This is a genomic window from Pedobacter sp. MR22-3, from assembly GCF_026240075.1.
Lineage (GTDB): Bacteria > Bacteroidota > Bacteroidia > Sphingobacteriales > Sphingobacteriaceae > Pedobacter.
Window position 1 is genome coordinate 262201 of sequence record NZ_JAPIVF010000002.1, and the last position, 18009, is coordinate 280209.

Consider the following 18009-nt stretch of genomic DNA (forward strand, 5'->3'; position numbering starts at 1 on the left):
GGAAATTAGTTCAGCTGGTTCAGTGCATCCCGACTTTATCAGTCGGGAGGGTCGGGGGTTCGAACCCCTCATTTCCCACACTAAGCCTTTCAGGAAACTGAGAGGCTTTTTTATTAAATTTCCATATCTTCATGTATGTTTTATGCATACATTTTATATTCCCAAACCCGTAATAAATATTACGTAGGTTCAACATCTAATCTGAAAGCAAGAATTATAAAGCATAATACAAATCATCCGGGCTTTACCGGACATACAGGGGACTGGCAAATTGTTTGGGTACAATCTTTTACTGAAAAATCTGATGCTGCTAAAAGAGAAAAACAAATCAAAAGCTGGAAGAGTAGAAGGATGATCATAAATTTAATTAACACAACTGTATTGTCAAATCCTGATACTATTGGTGATAAGATAGGATAACTTTCAAAATAATCAAAGGGAAATTAGTCCAGCTGGTTCAGTGCATCCCGACTTTATCAGTCGGGAGGGCCGGGGGTTCGAACCCCTCCCACACTAAGCCTTTCAGGAAACTGAGGGGCTTTTTTGTTTTTTAGGTTTGCATTCCATCCGGGCTTGATTTTACTTTTAGACCAAAATATTTTATTTTCTGAATCTTCCACTTTCCAGTTATATATTCAGTTTTATATCCGAAATTGGCCTCTGAAAATGATGCAATTTCATGTTAAATAAAATAGTCCGGTTTATTTTTTTTGGTAATTACTTTGTCGGCATTTTAGCTGTGGCCTTAACTCTTGAGGCTACCTATCAGTTGCGGCTTCCCTTTAATTCTTTAAATTATTATTTATTGCTTTTTTTAGCACCGACAATTTATTATACCTACGCATACAATAAAGTGTCCAATCAGCCCTCTGCAACGAATCCCAGAACGCAGTGGTATTTCGAGCATAAAAAGATTATCGGATGGAGCCAGATGTTACTTTTCATGCTTTGTATATTTCTTGCACTAAAGCTGCTTAATCAAAATTATCAGCATATTTTAAATCTTCCGGCCATTTATTGGCTCGCCATTATCATTATCATTATTGCCGGAGTTTTGTATTATGGATTACTACCCCGGTCATTCCTGAAATTTAACCTTAGAAATACAGGTTGGTTAAAAGCATTCGTGATTGGTTTCGTTTGGGCATGTTGTGCCAATGTGTTGCCGCTGATTATGCTCAAAATTGAAACGGGAGTTGGTTATCATGATTCTGTTTTGTGGACATGGCTTTTTATCAAAAACTGGATGTTTTGTACCGTAAATGCCATCATATTTGATATTAAAGATTATCCTACAGATGCCAACAGACACCTGCGTACCTTCGTGGTACGTTATGGCCTGCGCAAAACGATCTTTAGTATTTTAATTCCCCTGCTCATTATCGGACTCATTTCTCTTGGTATTTTTGCCAGCTATAAAGGATTTGGTCTGCCACAGGTATTGTGTAATATATTGCCTTTTGTGCTGACCATTTATATTGCCTATTCTATGCACAGGAGGAAAAATATCCTGTATTACCTGATGGTCATTGATGGATTAATCCTGTTCAAAGCCCTGTGTGGTATGATTGGAATGCAGTTTGTTCAATAGCGAATGAGGAAAGCTAAAAAGGCTTCTCGGTCAGGAAAATATAAATTTTTAATTCAAATCTCAATTGACAAATAATTACGATAAAATAGCCAGTCAATACGATGTTTTAAGTCGCCTGGTTTTTTGGAAATCGCAGGTGAAGGCACAGGTTAATCAACTGTCTTATATCCCGGAAAATGCTTCCCTGCTTATTGTGGGTGGTGGTACCGGGTGGATTTTAGAGGAAATTGCCAAGGTTCATCCATCCGGTTTAAGCATCACTTATGTAGAGATATCGGAACAAATGATTAAGCTTTCAGAAACGCGGGATATTAAAAACAACCAGGTAAAATTTATTCATTCCGGCATTGAGGATTTCAAAACCAATATGCAATTTAATCTCGTGCTAACCCCATTTTTGTTTGATAACTTTCCTGTGGAAAAGGCATCTGCTATTTTTAAAGACCTGCATCATCACCTGAAGATCAATGGACTGTGGCTTTTTGTAGATTTTTCAGTAAACAGTCAAAACGGCAAATGGTGGAAATTCATCTTGCTGAAAGCGATGTATTCATTTTTTAAACTGATCCGTATCGTAGAAGCCAGTCATTTAATAGAGATGCATCCATATTTCATCGGGGAAAAGTATAAGATCAGGGAGCGGCGGTTTTATTATGGCAGCTTCATTATGGCAACTGTATATCAGAAATCATGACATTTATTTAATGCAATAAAGTTGCTTTTGATGATTGGTATCTCGATTTTTGTGAAAAAAATTAGATATGTATTTTGATATAATCATTATTGGCGGAAGTTATGCCGGCCTGTCAGCGGCCCTGGCTTTAGGAAGGGCAACCCGAAAAGTGCTTATTGTTGATGCAGGTAAGCCCTGCAACAGGCAAACGCCGCATTCACATAATTTTCTCACTCACGATGGCGATCGACCGGCTGATATTGCTGCCCAGGCAAAGGCTGAGGTGTTAAAATACCCTACAGTTCAGTTTAAGAATGGGGAGGTCGTTTCTGCGCGGAAATCATCCGGTGAATTCAGGATCTCGCTTCAAAATGAAGAAGAATTCTCGGCCAGGAAATTACTGATTGCAACAGGATTGAAAGATTCTTTTCCTAATATCAGCGGATTTGCAGAATGCTGGGGAATTACGGTGATTCATTGCCCTTATTGCCATGGGTATGAAGTGAAAAATGAAAAGGTTGGCTTAATGATGAATGGTGATCATGCTTTCGAGATGGCCAAAAACATTAATTTGTGGAATAAGGATTTAACTATTTTAACCAACGGTAAATCTCAGCTTACAGCAGCACAAGCTGAAAAACTCCGGTCTAAATCAATTGCAGTTATTGAAGATGAAATTATAGCCCTTGAACATGAAAATGGTGTTTTAAAAAATGTTGTATTTTCCGAAGGAAATAAACTGAGCTTTAATGCGCTCTATGCAAGGGCAGAAGTTTCGCAGCATACGGATTTGGATCTCCAGCTGGGCTTTGAGCTTACGGAATTCAATACCATAAAAGTGAATGAGCAGCAGCAGACTACCGCAAATGGAATTTATGCAGCAGGAGATTGTACCACATTGATGCGGTCGCTATCCATAATTACTGCCGCCGGAACATCAGCAGGAATCATGATCAATAAAGAAATGATTTCAGAAGATTTTTGAGATGCCATCGGTAACTAGAATAAAATGGCGCCGATAATTACTACTGCTAACATAGCAGCCATAACAATTCGATCGGCTGTTATCCATTGTGCTCTGGTTAAAGGATTTGCTGCTTTTCTAACTGTTTCTGCTTTTGGCCTGGCTATCCTGAAAAGGGAAGTGTCTAATTTAATAATCATGGTAAATGTTTTTAATAGGTATATCTTTTAAGACAAACCCTAAGCCAAAAACCGCCAAATATGCGTAAATGTGGATAACTTCAGTTTTTTGTTAACTAACTCGCTTGTTTAAAGGTTATTGTATCATTTTTGTGATTTTCTGGTCTATTGTAGTGTATAGCATAAGATGCACATCTGTTTTTGTATCAGGTTGTAGGATAATTAGTTGCGCCTGCTTTTTTTATAATTAACAATAACCTGCTTTTATTTCAGGTTATTGTTAATTTGTAGGATTAATAGCCTGGATTTTGCGCAAAAGGTCCGCCATTGAGATCAATAGCCCTGCTCGGAATTGGTCGTAATAATTTCAACTGACCACCAGCACCGACAAATGGATTAATGCCTTTATCAAACCAGTTGGTTTTGATATCCCGGTTATATAGTCTGGTCCTTTCTACCAGTGTTCCTGTTCTTTTTAAATCGAACCACCTTTCATATTCTCCCACCATTTCTCTGGCACGTTCATCCAAAATGAAATCTATATTTACACTCGCTGGAGTGATGGTCATTTCAGCGGTTTTCCCTGTTTTAGCAGCTCTTCTTCTTACCTCATTTATCCGGTCAGTGGCCAATGCCAGATTTCCAGCTTTAAAATAAGCTTCGGCAGCAACTAGATAAGTTTCACCTAACCTGGCTAAAAACAGATCACGTGTACTGGTGGCCGCTCCAAACTGTGATTTTGGATCATCAAATTTCTTAACAGATGGTGTGGCATTATCCAGTACGGTGCTCCTGCCGGCCTGCCAGGCATTTGAATAAGGGATGATGGTGGTGGTTGCCCGGCGTGTAGGATCTGCAGCACGCCAATCTGCATCTGTTGTCGTGTCCCATTTTGGTTTATAATAGAACCGGATATTCAGGTTGGCTCTTTCGGTGCTTTTATCATAATAATCATAATAACGCTGATAGAGTTTAATCATAAATGTGGCATCGAAACGTGCATCATTTTCGGTGAAAGTATTAAAAGTGTATAACGTAGGTACCAGTACAAATGCCCGGTAAGGGTAGCCTTGTGCGCCTCCTGAGCCTCCCTGATAGGGCCCGAAAAATGCCGCCTGTGTATTTCCCCCGGTGGTAGCAGTGGGCAGGGAAGCCGCATCAAATTGGATCGAAAACAATACTTCAGGATCTTTTTCATTACCTGGGAAAAATAAATTTTCAAAGGAAGTGGTTAAGGTTTTTCCAGCTATGGCAGCATCAGCGAAAGTAGCTGCTGTACTAAAATCCTGCGCAGATCCAAATGCTTCATAGCCCCGGGTTAAATATACTTTTGCCAGGTAATGGCGAACAGCTTTTTTAGTCACACGACCAAAATCCGAAGTTGTTTCCGGTACCAAAGAAAGTGCTTCATTCATTTCCCTGATAATAAAATCATATGTCTCTTGTGCAGTGTTTCTTTTAAACTGCTCAATGGGTGTATCAAAGCGATCTGTTACCAAACTCACTCCGCCAAAAGATTGTACCAGCAGGAAATAATAGTATGCCCGTATAAATTTTACTTCTCCTTTTCTAATGGACAAATTTGCACTGGATGCGGTATTGCTATTGAAATAAAGTGCAGTATTACACAGCTGAATGGAAGAATAGGTGTTGGTATAAAATGCCGTTACCTCCGCATTATCGGGGTTTAGGTTTTGATATTCACTAATGCCCACGGGTTGTGCATCTCTGCCTTCCACATACATGTCAGTTCCGGCACAAAATACATATGGCGAACTGTATACTTTGCGAAGTGTAGCATAGGTAGCGTTAATTAATTTTTCATATCCTTCTGCAGTGGCATAGTATTCATTGGATGTGATATTCGATTTATTTTCTTCTTCTAAAAATTTTTTACAACCCGTAAATGAGCTGGCAAGAATTAAAAGGGATAGTATGATCTGTTTTTTCATGATACCTCGGTTTAAAATTTCAGGTTAACACCAAATTGATAGGTGATTGTGCTTGGGCCGGTATTGTTAATGTTTCCTACGGTTGTGTTGGTTTGTTCAGTGGTGATGGAAGGGTCAATTCCACTTGCACTTTCCGGATCAAATCCATCGTAATTGGTCCACACAAATGGATTTAATACATTGGCATATACACGTAAACTCTTGATTTTTAATTTTTCAATTATTTTGGCCGGGAGGGTATACCCCAGGGAGATGTTCTGTATTTTAACAAATGAAATATCTTTATAATAGCCTACACCGGTAATGCCATCCCAATAAGGACCAATGTTGTTTGGCTGAGGGTAAGTATTGGAACTTCTTCCCTGCGTGACAGCGTTGGCAGGCATGTAATAATCGTTGTAAATTTTATTGGTTCCACGGTCGTTGTAGCGGGTAAAAACACTGTGGAAAGCACTGTAAACCTGCATGCCTTGCCTGGCAAAAAGTGAAGCTGATAAATCAAAAGCTTTATAGGTGAACTGTGTAGAAAAGCCGCCCGTCCATTTTGGATCTTTCTGGCCAATAATCTGCCTGTCGTTTGTGCTGCTGATTTTACCGTCGTTATTTAAATCCTTTACCCGGGCCTGGCCAGGCAGCTGGCCATAAGTCAGGGCCAGTGCACGTTCGCTTTCCTGCCAGATCCCGTCAAAAACATAGAGATAATTAACATTGATCGGCTGTCCGATAAACCAGGAATTACCGACTAAATCCTGCTTTTTATTCAACAGGTCAATAATGGCATTTTTGTTTCTGGCAAAGGTGAATGAGGTTGACCAGGTAAAATCCTTTGCAGAAATATTGATGGTTCTTAAAGATACCTCAATTCCTTTATTACTTACAGAACCCACATTGTCTTTGATGGATGAATAGCCGGTTTCGATTGGTAAATCCCGGTTAAGCAATAAACCTTCCGATAATTTATCATAGAGGTCAATGGAGCCGGAAATTCTATTTTTCAGGAAGCCAAAATCAATACCTAAATCAAATTCACGTGTTCTTTCCCAGGTTAATGATGAATTGGGCAGTCTGCTTGGTGAATAACCGAGGGCAGGTGTTCCGCCGAAATCGTAATAGGTGGGTGCACTCAGGTTCATTTGTGTTTCGTACGGCCTGATGTTATTGTTGTTGCCAGCCACCCCGGCACTAAAACGCAGTTTTAAATCAGATACAAATGAGGCGTTTTGCATGAAAGATTCCCTTGAAATTTGCCAGGCAATGGCTGCTGATGGAAATGACGACCATTTATTGCCTTCAGCCAGTTTGGATGAGCCATCCCATCGGTTGGCGAGGGTTACAAAATATTTGTCTCTAAAGGAATAGTTTATTCTTGCTAAAAAGGAAAGAATGGAGAACTGGTTAAAATTACTGGAAGATAACTGTCTGTTGTTAGACGCGCCCAAGTTGTAAAAAGAAGAATTGTAAGGCAGATCGTTAACCTTCGTGGTATCACTTTCAAATCTGTCTTTTTGCATGCTGTACAAACCGGTAAAAGCAAAATTGTGCTCTTTGATTTTTTTACGGATGTTTACCACGTTATCAAAAATATAAGATTGAGTTTGCTGGTTTACCCTTTGTGCATCCGGTAGTAATCCATCGCCAACCCCCGTTAAAGAACCCCAATATCTGCCATTTCTGACAAAGTTTACACTCGGAGAAAAGGTTGACCGCACATCAATCCAGCTTGCAGGGGCATACTGAAGGTAAACATTACCTACTCCAAAATGTCTTCTGGTATTATTTTGTGAATTGGTAATTTCGAGAAGTGGATTCACCACGCTGGTAAAACTGGAAACTACGGAAGATCCGGGAACCGGAATTTGACCTGGTCTGAATACCAGATTTCCATTGGCATCATAAGGTTTGAAAATTGGGGCCATATTGAAGCCATTTCTCACCGCATCATCACTCCCACGTTCGGTTTCGGTAAATGAAAAATTAATGCTCATTCCGGCAGAAAAACTTTTATTGATCTTTCCGTCTACATTTACTTTAAAATTATAGCGACTTAAATTGTCCTGTAAAAAATTCCCTTTTTCATTCTGATAGCCTGCACCAATTAAATATTGAATATCACTGTTACTGCTCCGGCCTGAAGCGGTTATCCAGTGGTTAGCCTGAATACCATCCTGTAATACCAAACTTTTCCAGTCGGTATAATCATGATTGGCTACCGTTTGCAATACCGTTGGATTATCTAAACTTCCAATGGTATTGGTAAAAGTTCTGCCGGCGATGAGTTCTGGTGAGATGAAAGTATTTTGGCGGTATTCCCACCATTCTTCTCCGGACATAAAATCAGGCATTCGGGCAACTTTTCTGATGCCTACGTAACCATCATAAGAAATGGTTGCTCCGCTGCTTTTATTGGTTGCACCATTTTTTGTGGTTACTAGTACAACACCATTTGATCCTCTTGATCCGTAAATGGCTGTTGAGGCCGCATCTTTCAATACGTCCATTTTGGCAATATCTTGTGGATTAAGGAAATTGATGTCTGAAACAATTACACCATCCACAACAAAAAGGGGCTGTCCGCCCGCCAGTGAGTTCTGCCCCCTGATCTGAACATTGAAATTTGCGCCTGCGCGGCCTGAACCCGCAGAAATATCTACTCCGGCAACCTGACCTTGAACGGCCTGTAAGGCACTAACTGTTCCCCTTTCGGCAATCGCATCGCCCTGAACGCTACCCACTGCAGTGGCTACCTGCGATTTCTTTTGTGTGCCATAACCCACCACTACCAATTCATTTAACTGACCTGCTGCTTCAGTTAGAGTAACGGATATTGTTTTCTGCCCCGCCAGTACAACTTCTTTATTGTTATAACCTACAAAGGAGAATACCAATGTAGCATTAGGTGGTGCATCAAATGAAAAGTTCCCGTTCACATCTGTTGAACTGCCAATAGCAGCACCTTTGACTTTGACGGATACACCGATTAATGTTTCGCCCTTTTCATCTACTACCTTGCCAGAAATTTTTTGACTTTGTGCCATCAAAACGGTACTGAACAAGAAAGAAATGACGAAAAAAAGTAATTTTTTTTTCATGATTATTTGGTTAAGAATTGAAATAGCCATTTTGGTACGACTATTATATTTGGTTATATGGCTTACAATTTAGCCAACCAAATTCAATTCGTAACTATAATACGACTCAAAACTGTGCAATCGTTCCCGTAAATGATGTCTAAGAAGTATTATTCTGTTGTGTTAATATCAGAGGTATAATTGTATTTTAAATGAATTGTAAATCTGTATTTATTGTTGATGTATTTCGTCGTTTTAAATTTTTTCTTCAGGATTGATATTCAGTTTACTGTTCTTTTTGCCATACCAGAAATAGATCACAAGTCCGATGACTAACCAAACCGCTAAACGTAGCCAAGTTTCCCAGGGAAGAAATACCATCATGGCCACACAGGTTAAAATGCCTAGGATAGGAATTAATGGAACAAAAGGAACCCGGAACGGGCGTTTGGCTTCCGGATTGGTTTTACGTAAAATCAGTATACCAACGCAAACCATTAAAAATGCCAGCAAAGTTCCGATGCTGGTCATTTCTCCAACTACATTCATGGGTACGAATGCAGCAAAAAGCCCAATAAACATACAAAGGATGATGTTTGATTTCCAGGGTGTTTTGAATTTCGCATGTACATCAGAAAACATTTTAGGCAATAAGCCATCTTTACTAATAGAGTAAAACATTCTGGATTGTGCCATTAAATCAATTAAGATTACGGAAGTATAACCAATCAGAATCGCTAAAATGATGGCCTGACTTAACCAGCCGTAAGGCGTTTTTTCGATTGCAATTGCTACTGGTGCACCACTGTTGGCAAATTCTTTATAATTGGCTAAACCGGTCATTACATGACCAAATAAGCCAAAAAGTATGGTACAAACCACCAGCGAGCCAATAATTCCAATTGGCAAATCCCGTCCTGGATTTTTAGTTTCCTGTGCAGATGCGGCAACGGCATCAAAACCGATAAATACAAAGAAAACAAGGCCTGCACCACGCAATACACCACTCCAGCCAAACTGCCCGAAAGTGCCCGTATTTTCAGGAATATAAGGATGATAATTGGCCGGATCAATATATTGCCAGCCCAGGGCAATGAAAACCAGCACCACACCAACTTTTAAAAATACAATAATGCCATTCACTATGGCTGATCCTTTTGTTCCACGAATCAGAATCGCTGTCATTAAAACAACAACCAGTGCTGCAGGAATATTAATGATTCCGTTTACTGTTGAGCCATCTGCCAGTTTTGCGGTTTCGAAAGGAGAGAGGGTAAGTTGTGGAGGAAGAAAAAGCCCCAGGCTTCCTAAAAACTTCGTTAAATATTGAGACCAGCTAATGGCTACCGTAGCACAACCTACGGAATATTCCAATACCAGATCCCAGCCAATAATCCAGGCAAAAAGTTCGCCCATGGTGGCATAAGAGTAGGTGTAAGCACTTCCCGCAACCGGAATCATAGATGCAAATTCTGCATAACAAAGTGCGGCAAAACCGCAGCCCAAAGCGGCAATGACAAAAGAAAGGGTCACTGCCGGACCCGAATGATTGGCTGCAGCCAATCCTGTAATAGAGAACAGGCCTGCACCAAGTGTTAAACCCACACCGATTAAAATCAGGTTAACCGGGCCTAAAGTTCTTTTAAGCGTACCTTCGCCACTTTGGTTTGCTTCAGCAACAATGCTGGCAATCGATTTTTTCATGAAACAAGTTAAGGTTGCAAAATTATCAAATAATATTAATTCTATCGTATTTGTAGTAATTTGTTTTTGAATTCAACCATAAACGAAGTTTAGATGACTATATAAGGGATCAATCGTCTGTAAATTATAAATTCAGTGATGTATAAATACTCGCAAAGTGCTGTTGCACTTCCGGCTTTGAGACTGCATAATTAGACTAAACCAATGGTTTAGTTACCAAAAATCCAACTAATAAACGACCCATTAAGTTATCTCTAATTTTTTAAATAAAAAATAATAAACTCATTATCAATATTTTGAGCAATAATTTTGCTTTATTTTAGTACTATGTATTGCATAGTACAATATAAAACATATATCTTTGTATTATGATAGCAGAAAATACGCAAACGCAAATGCGGAAGGGAATTCTGGAGTACTGTGTTTTATCAATCATCTCAAGGGGCGAAATATATGCTTCTGATATTATTGCTGAATTGCGCTCGGCAAAATTGCTGGTGGTGGAGGGCACACTTTATCCATTATTAACCCGGCTTAAAAACAATGGTTTATTAAGCTACAACTGGGTAGAGTCTACCTCAGGTCCGCCCCGAAAATATTATACCTTAACTGATGTTGGTCGGGAAATTTTATCAAAATTAGATCAAACCTGGCAGGAACTTGCCTATGCCGTAGGCATATCGCAAAGCGGCGCCAATTCAACAACCTCATAACGCAAACAAGGAAATGGAAAAAACCATCATCATCAATATAGGCAATACGATTATTCACATCGAAGAAAGTGCCTACGATATTTTAAAGGCTTATCTCAATGAAGTTAAGCAACATTTTGCCAATCATGCAGACGATCTGGAGATTGTAACCGACATCGAAAACCGTATTGCAGAATTATTAACCGAGCAGTTACAGGAACAGAAGAAACAGGTCGTTGACATTGCAGATGTTCAACACGTAGTAAGCCAAATGGGCCGCGTTAAAGATTTTGATAACGTTGAGGAGAATGAAGAGGAACCTGTTTTACAATCTGCTTACCAGCACCAATATGCCGAAAAGAAATTATACCGGGATATGGACGACAGGGTAGTGGCTGGTGTTTGTTCAGGAATTGCTCATTTTCTAAATACTGATGCGAAATGGATCAGGATTGCCGTATTGCTCATGGCCTTTCTGGGCGGATTCGGATTTCTGGTGTATGCCATACTCTGGATCATCATGCCTAAAGCAACATCCCGTTTGGAAAAAATGGAAATGAAAGGCGAACCGGCAAACTTACAGGGTTTTCAAAAGAATTTGGATGAAGAATTACAGGCCGTTAAAGAACGTTTAGGAGAAGTGAACAGGCATGCTCAACCCATATTAGCCCGTTTCGGAATGGTTATCGGCGAATTTTTTGAATGGATCGGCAGGTTTTTATCGGGAACAGGAAAAGTTATATTTAAAGTTATTGCCGGCTTTATCATTGTATTCGGTGCATTTATATTACTCATGCTGATTATTACTACTGCAGCTTTTCAGGGTTATTGGGACTCCAGCATTTATGACACTTTTCCATTTTCAATCATCAACGACGGAAACAGGGGCATGATTTTGTTCAGTGCTTTTATTGTATTGTTTATTCCGGTTTTAGCACTTGTGTTATTTTCGATCCGTGTTGCTTTTAACAAACAGGCCATCAACAAAACCCTTTCTTTTGCCCTACTGATCATTTGGTTAGGTGGTGTGGCCATTGCTGGTTACCAGGCTGCAAAAATATCTTCTGAGTTTAAGCAACATGCAGAATTAACGCAAACGGTTGATTTAAAATCCGTTAAAACTTATATCATTGATATTGATAAAAGTAAATATTTCAGTAAGGAAGATAGTATTGCTTATCATATCAACACAAATAGCAAGAACCAGATTGTGACTGATGATTTTGAAAACGGACCTTTCGTGATGCCAAATAATATCCGTATTGACATTGAAAAAGGTGCTACAAATGCTACACGCCTGATACAAAAATACGAATCTCAGGGTAAAACTTTTCAAAGTGCCTTACAAAATGCTCAAAATATAGATTATAAATACAGTCTAAAAGATTCGACAATAGTTTTTAATCCACGTTTTCAGCTCCGAAAGGGAACCATTTGGAGAAACCAGGAAGTTCGCTTACAGCTTGAAATTCCGGTTGGTACAAAAGTGATCTTAAAAGAAGATTCATACAGGTATGTCAATAATTATGGAACCTGGGATTGCGGCGAAAAGGAAGGCGACAAAAACGATTATACTTCCTGGATCATGACGGAGGATGGCCTGAAATGCATCGCTCAGTTAAAAGAAGAGGCACTAAATAAGCAAAAACTTAAAGATGAACTGCATGATTTAGAACTTTCACAAAAAAATAAACCTGTTGATACACTTAAGCAGGAATCTATCCTAAACAGAATCAGGGAATTGAAAGAAGAACTGGGCATTAAACCTGAAGATCAAAAATATCGTTAAAACTTACCTCCGCTACACTACAGTTTAATAAAAGCTAAAAAAGCCATGAAAATATTATTTACGTTAATGACATGCCTGATGGTGTGCGGGGTTTCCTTTGCCCAAAATTCACCTCAAATAACAGGTAAAGTGATAGATGAAAAGGCTGCCGCGGTGCCGTTTGCAATCGTTAGACTTTTGAATTTTCCTGATACCAGTGTGGTGAAAACGGTGGCAACAAATTTAGATGGTGCTTATGAAATGAATCAGTTAAAGGAAGGAACATACATTTTATCAGTTTCTATTGTTGGATATAAAACCAAGAGAACCGATAAATTTTTGTTGAATGGTAATCTAAATATACCCGTTATAACCCTTCAAAGTTTAACTAAGCAGTTAAATGAAGTGAGTGTATCCGGTAAGAAACCCTTTATTGAACATCAGATCGATAAAACAGTGCTGAATATAGAAAATAGTATTGTTTCATCAGGAAGTACAGCATTAGAACTTCTGGAGAAGGCACCAGGTGTACAGGTGGATAAGCAAAACGACCAAATTTTGTTAAATAATAAATCGGGTGTAATGGTGATGATTGATGGAAAGAATAACTTTTTATCAGGTGCAGATTTAGCTGTTTATTTAAACAGCTTGAACAGCAGTCAAATTGCTACCATAGAAATTATTACAAATCCTTCATCTAAATATGATGCTGCAGGAAATGCAGGCATTATCAATATCAAATTGAAAAAGAATAAAGCCTTTGGTACCAATGGAAGTATTTCATCAACTTATCGTAATGCCCTCATTGCAAACTTACCAAGAAATATTTATGGTTCTGATCTGAATTTTAACATCAACAACCGGAATGAAAAATGGAATTTTTACAGCAATGCCAATGCTTCTAAAAGTAACAACTTTTCAAAGTTATTTTTAGAAAGAACCACAAACTCTGGCGGTTTACAAAGTGCTTTCAACCAGAATTTTCTAAAAATATATACAGGTTCCAGGTTAGCGGCTAAATTGGGCGCAGATTATTATGCCAGTGAAAAAACAACCATCGGCATCATGCTGGATGGCAATACCAGTACCCGCAAACTGGATAATTTTTCTCAGACTTTTATTAATGAGGTTCAGTCTGGCGTAGCGAGCAATAATTCGCTTATTTTAAATTCGGATGCCAATACACCCAATAAAAACTATAGCGCAAATTTTAACGTCAAGCATGAATTTAAAAAAGAAGGGGCAAGTTTAAATTTCGATGCCGATTACTCAGGGTTTGATTATACCGGACTTGAAAATTTTAATACCAATTTTTTTAATGAAGCCGGAACCGTTTACAATCAAACCATTATCAAAAACGATAGCAAAACCAATATCGATATTTTTGCCGCTAAAGCTGATTTTGCATGGCCGATTTCAAAAACGACCAAATTAGAGACGGGTTTAAAAACCAGTTTTGTTAAAACCGATAACAATTTTTTATCTGCTGCTTTCTTAAATAATAACTGGCAGAATATTGTAGGCCAGAGCAATCATTTTATTTATAAAGAAAAGGTTAATGCCGCTTATGCCAATCTTTCTAAAGATCTGGGGAAATTTCAAATCCAGGCTGGGTTAAGGGCTGAATATACAAACGCAAATGGTGCTTTAATTACCAATAATACGGTATCAAATCAAAAATATTTGTCTTTGTTTCCAACCATTTTTGTTAATCAGAAAATCTCAGAAAGCAGTAACCTGCGTTATACCTATGGCAGACGGATCGACAGGCCCAATTACCAGCAATTGAATCCTTTTAATTTTTATATGGATCCTTACACCATACAACAGGGAAATCCATATTTAAAACCACAGTTTACCAATAATTTTGAAATAAGCTATGGTTATAAAAGCGGGCTATCTTTTTTTCTGGGGTATTCAAAAATCAGAGATTTAATACTAGATAGTAAAACGGCACAAAATGATAGCACCAGGATTGTTACTGTTGGTCAGGGGAATATTGGTAGCGGTCAGTATTATTCTGCAGGCTTATATTTTCCTTTAGCCATTACCAAATGGTGGAATTTGCAAAATAATTTTAACCTCTTTTATAATCAATTTAATGATAACAACCTAGAAGGAGCCCCTTTCGCATTGAGCAAGGTATCTTATAATTTTAACATCACCAGTTCCATTTCACTGGACCATAACTGGACCATCGAAACCAATTTCTGGTTAAATTCGCCAAAAGTACGGGGATTGGAAAAAACCATTATTTATCAGTATGCCCTGAACGCCGGTGTACAAAAGAGCTTCCTGAATAAAGCCCTGAAATTAAAATTGAATATCGATGATATTTTCGCCACTAATTACTGGAAAGGCACTTTGAATTATCAGAATGTAAATTTAAGGGTTCAGAATAATTACATCAGTAGAAGAGCATCTTTTAACATCAGCTATAATTTCGGTAACCAAAATGTGAAATCAGCAAGATCCAGAAATACCGCTACGGATGATATTAAAAACCGGGCAGGGGGGTAGGTTTGAGTTTTGAGTTGGGAGTCGTGAGTCATAAGTCGTGAGTCTTAAGTCGTAAGTTCAGATCGTTAGTCATTAAAAAGGGGATCTGTTAAACGAATCGTCATGCTGAATTTGGCGTCATTCTGATCCGATAGTTATCGGATTCATTTCTGAACAGCAACTATTTTGATAAGATCCTGAATCAAGTTCAGGAGGGCGACACCCAGGGAATTATGTTGTTAAGTTTTATTTATTCAATTTAATCTTCAGCACGGTAAAAGAATAAGCGGGAAGCTTTAGTGCATCTTTTAAGTTTACCGTTGAGGTGATCGGCTTGATTAGTCGCTCTGATGGATTACCGGAAATTTCCGTTTTCGTAGTCATATAATCACTTTTAATCTGGCCACCCAAATCCAGCGTAGTATTCACTTCAACAGGTAACAGATTAACCAATTTAACAAAAAGTTCATTGGTTTGCGTGTTTTTTACGACAGAAAAGGCGATTCGTTTACTCACCTGATCCTGATCATTTGATAGTTTTATTTCTCCGGGAAGATATTGATCGCCCGCATGATTTCCATAAAGTTGCTGCACGAAATAACCCGTTGTTGGCTTTACTTCGCTATTGTTAAAATAAATTAAATCAGGATTCCATTGGGTATGGCCTTCTTTTGCAATCAGCGGTGCGTAAGAAGCCATGCTCACCACATCTCCGTTTCTTTCCAGCGATGTTAAATATAAGGCTTCAGCCAACGCCGTTTCCAGATTGGTTTTATTTCCTCCGGACATACTTGCCGCATATTCACCTAAATAAACTTTTGATTTTGACCGATCGTACTGGTCATAAAAGTTTTGGTTATTAATAAACCATCCGGGCGACTGATAATAATGTTCATCAATAATTGGCACCTTTAAGTCGGTGGCAATTTTCCAGCCTTCTTCATAATCGGTACCTTCAAAAAATGGGCCTGCCGTACCAATAATCGTAATTTCAGGATGCTTTTTTCGCAGTGCCTGATAAATCATGGTAAAGCGTTCTTTGAACACCTGGGTAATCTGGTCTTCATTTCCAATCCCGATGTATTTTAAATTAAAGGGTTTCGGGTGACCTGCTTCAGCTCTTTTTTTACCCCATGTGGTATGTACATCGCCATTGGCATATTCCACTAAATCTACAATATCCTGAATGTACTGATCCATCTCTTCCATCGGGATACCGCCCTGCTGGCCACCACCGCCAGTGCCCGAATTCTGGCAAGGTACTGCTGCGGCAATCACCGGAACAGGTGCTGCACCAATATCTTCGCAAAACTGGAAGTATTCGAAATAGCCTAATCCCATGGTTTGGTGATAGCCCCAAAGGTTGCGGTCTGGTTTTCTGGTTTCTAAAGCACCAATGGTGTTTTTCCATTTGTAAATGTTCTGAATGCCATCCCCGTGTGCTAAACATCCGCCAGGAAAGCGAACAAATTTAGGATGAATATCGGCAATTAATGTGGCAAGATCATCCCTTAAGCCATTTTGATGCCCCTTGAAAGTTTTCTGCGGAAATAAAGAAACCATATCAAAAGCAAATTTTCCGGCAGCAAGCGGCATGATTTCCAGTCTGGCATCTGTCGCATCTGCTGATGGATAGAAGGTACCACTCACCTTTTTCCATGAAGTGGTATTTTTTAAAGTAATTTTAGCTAGAATACCCTTTGTATCACTAACTAAACGCACTTCAAAACCAGAAATACGACCAGCCAATTGCTTACTGAAAGCAGAGAAAAGATAAGCATCTCCTTTTTTTACCGCTATTCCGTCAAAACCCGTATTGCTTAATGCAGCACCGGCAACTTTAACATCCAGCACAGCATGGTGTGGATTATTTTGATGAACCGGCGCAATTGAATCAACGGTGAAAGTGCTTTGATCTCCTTTTAACTTCCATGCAAAACTGCTGTTCCAGTTTTTATCATGGAAAGATTTATCGCTGGGTTGATATTCAAATCCCCTGTTCTGAATCAATTCTGCATAAAGGCCTCCGTCTGCAGCATAATTAATATCTTCAAAAAATATACCGGTAAGCATATTACTGATGGCTTTTGCACCTTTTGAATCAATGGTAATTTTAGCATCAACCGGTTTTAATCCAGCAAATCTTTGTGTATCATCTTTGGTTGTTTCACTGTTTTGGCGGGCTTTATATTGCTGCAAATCATAGGCTTTTTGAAGGTTCTTGATTACTGACCAAGCCACATAATGAGATTGCCCAATGGTATGACCAGAAATATTTGCTGTTTTATCCTCAGCATTAAATGCGGATAATGGTACTTCAACAGCTTTTTCATAAGCAATAAAATCCTTCGTTCTGGTTTGAAAATGCTTGCCTTCCACATCAGCATAAGTGATGGAATATTCATCTTTCAGCTGGTTATAATCAACAACAGGCTTTAATACATTTTTCCCCATGGCAACATATGGATAATGCTGGGGCCCCCAGTTGATTAAGTTTTTGGAAGTGGCTATGGCAAACTGATTGGTCTGATCATTTAATTCCCACGCACAAACCCATTCACCATTTCTTCCCCTGATGACATAGGGTGAAATCATTTTTTTTTCACTTCCCCACCTGCCATAATCGCTTTTCAAAAACAGGTAATCCTTTCCGATTGGTGTCCAGTTGGTCTGATCACGACTCCAGGCAAAGCGCAAGCCATTGGCATTGTAAGCAAACAGATAGGCAGAATCCGGCTCATCCGTTAACTTATTTTCTTTGGCCATTAAACTGGCTGTGGCAGTAAAAAGTATAGCAAATAAAACGTAGAATCTAAGGTAAAACTTCATGGGTCTGCAGCTATTTGGTTGGAAATGCGAAGACCAAAATAAATAATAATCGTTGGTTTAACGATTATTATTTTGTATTTATTTAATTAC

Annotated in this window: 12 protein-coding genes; 7 read left to right on the plus strand and 5 right to left on the minus strand. The window is 38.9% G+C overall.

Features of this window, described 5'->3' with window-relative positions; all coding sequences use genetic code 11:
* The first annotated feature begins 135 nt into the window (after positions 1-135).
* From OQ267_RS04895 to OQ267_RS04910, 4 genes are all read left to right on the plus strand, one after another.
* Complete coding sequence (locus OQ267_RS04895) at positions 136-420, plus strand: GIY-YIG nuclease family protein (RefSeq protein ID WP_265835093.1); 285 nt, start codon at positions 136-138, stop codon at positions 418-420.
* 259 nt (positions 421-679) lie between these two features.
* The gene (locus OQ267_RS04900) at positions 680-1591 is read left to right on the plus strand and encodes a UbiA family prenyltransferase (protein ID WP_265835094.1); all 912 of its coding nucleotides are present in this window, start codon (positions 680-682) and stop codon (positions 1589-1591) included.
* A 64-nt stretch (positions 1592-1655) separates the two neighbouring features.
* Positions 1656-2285: a class I SAM-dependent methyltransferase gene (locus OQ267_RS04905; RefSeq protein ID WP_265835095.1), complete on the plus strand. Its 630-nt coding sequence runs from the start codon at positions 1656-1658 to the stop codon at positions 2283-2285.
* Between the two features lie 67 nt (positions 2286-2352).
* Positions 2353-3249: an NAD(P)/FAD-dependent oxidoreductase gene (locus OQ267_RS04910; RefSeq protein WP_265835096.1), complete on the plus strand. Its 897-nt coding sequence runs from the start codon at positions 2353-2355 to the stop codon at positions 3247-3249.
* Between the two features lie 14 nt (positions 3250-3263).
* Here OQ267_RS04910 and OQ267_RS04915 read toward each other — a convergent pair whose 3' ends face one another.
* From OQ267_RS04915 to OQ267_RS04930, 4 genes are all read right to left on the minus strand, one after another.
* Positions 3264-3428: a hypothetical protein gene (locus OQ267_RS04915; protein ID WP_265835097.1), complete on the minus strand. Its 165-nt coding sequence runs from the start codon at positions 3426-3428 to the stop codon at positions 3264-3266.
* A 272-nt stretch (positions 3429-3700) separates the two neighbouring features.
* Positions 3701-5359, minus strand: coding sequence for a RagB/SusD family nutrient uptake outer membrane protein (locus OQ267_RS04920; RefSeq protein ID WP_265835098.1), 1659 nt, complete (start codon positions 5357-5359; stop codon positions 3701-3703).
* An 11-nt stretch (positions 5360-5370) separates the two neighbouring features.
* Entirely contained in the window at positions 5371-8448 is a 3078-nt protein-coding gene (locus OQ267_RS04925; protein WP_265835099.1) for a SusC/RagA family TonB-linked outer membrane protein, read from the minus strand.
* Between the two features lie 234 nt (positions 8449-8682).
* Positions 8683-10131, minus strand: a complete 1449-nt coding sequence (locus OQ267_RS04930) for an amino acid permease (RefSeq protein ID WP_265819910.1) — start codon at positions 10129-10131, stop codon at positions 8683-8685.
* Between the two features lie 368 nt (positions 10132-10499).
* Here OQ267_RS04930 and OQ267_RS04935 point away from each other — a divergent pair, with 368 nt between their 5' ends.
* The 3 genes from OQ267_RS04935 to OQ267_RS04945 are packed head-to-tail and all read left to right on the plus strand — an operon-like array spanning position 10500 to position 15111.
* Complete coding sequence (locus tag OQ267_RS04935) at positions 10500-10844, plus strand: PadR family transcriptional regulator (protein ID WP_029282550.1); 345 nt, start codon at positions 10500-10502, stop codon at positions 10842-10844.
* 13 nt (positions 10845-10857) lie between these two features.
* Positions 10858-12612: a PspC domain-containing protein gene (locus OQ267_RS04940; protein WP_265835100.1), complete on the plus strand. Its 1755-nt coding sequence runs from the start codon at positions 10858-10860 to the stop codon at positions 12610-12612.
* 45 nt (positions 12613-12657) lie between these two features.
* Positions 12658-15111 carry an outer membrane beta-barrel family protein gene (locus tag OQ267_RS04945; RefSeq protein WP_265835101.1) on the plus strand — a complete coding sequence of 818 codons (2454 nt, stop codon included), beginning with the start codon at positions 12658-12660 and terminating at the stop codon, positions 15109-15111.
* Positions 15112-15336: 225 nt separating this feature from the next.
* Here the strand turns inward: OQ267_RS04945 and OQ267_RS04950 are convergent, their stop codons facing one another.
* Positions 15337-17919: an alpha-L-arabinofuranosidase C-terminal domain-containing protein gene (locus tag OQ267_RS04950; protein WP_265835102.1), complete on the minus strand. Its 2583-nt coding sequence runs from the start codon at positions 17917-17919 to the stop codon at positions 15337-15339.
* Positions 17920-18009 lie beyond the last annotated feature (90 nt).

Excerpts from the sequence above, each read along its gene's own strand:
- OQ267_RS04895 (WP_265835093.1), top strand. The coding sequence starts at position 136 with ATGTTTTATGCATACATTTTATATTCCCAAACCCGTAATAAATATTAC.
- OQ267_RS04900 (WP_265835094.1), top strand. The coding sequence starts at position 680 with ATGTTAAATAAAATAGTCCGGTTTATTTTTTTTGGTAATTACTTTGTC.
- OQ267_RS04910 (WP_265835096.1), top strand. The coding sequence starts at position 2,353 with ATGTATTTTGATATAATCATTATTGGCGGAAGTTATGCCGGCCTGTCA.
- OQ267_RS04915 (WP_265835097.1), bottom strand. The coding sequence starts at position 3,428 with ATGATTATTAAATTAGACACTTCCCTTTTCAGGATAGCCAGGCCAAAA.
- OQ267_RS04920 (WP_265835098.1), bottom strand. The coding sequence starts at position 5,359 with ATGAAAAAACAGATCATACTATCCCTTTTAATTCTTGCCAGCTCATTT.
- OQ267_RS04925 (WP_265835099.1), bottom strand. The coding sequence starts at position 8,448 with ATGAAAAAAAAATTACTTTTTTTCGTCATTTCTTTCTTGTTCAGTACC.
- OQ267_RS04930 (WP_265819910.1), bottom strand. The coding sequence starts at position 10,131 with ATGAAAAAATCGATTGCCAGCATTGTTGCTGAAGCAAACCAAAGTGGC.
- OQ267_RS04935 (WP_029282550.1), top strand. The coding sequence starts at position 10,500 with ATGATAGCAGAAAATACGCAAACGCAAATGCGGAAGGGAATTCTGGAG.
- OQ267_RS04940 (WP_265835100.1), top strand. The coding sequence starts at position 10,858 with ATGGAAAAAACCATCATCATCAATATAGGCAATACGATTATTCACATC.
- OQ267_RS04945 (WP_265835101.1), top strand. The coding sequence starts at position 12,658 with ATGAAAATATTATTTACGTTAATGACATGCCTGATGGTGTGCGGGGTT.
- OQ267_RS04950 (WP_265835102.1), bottom strand. The coding sequence starts at position 17,919 with ATGAAGTTTTACCTTAGATTCTACGTTTTATTTGCTATACTTTTTACT.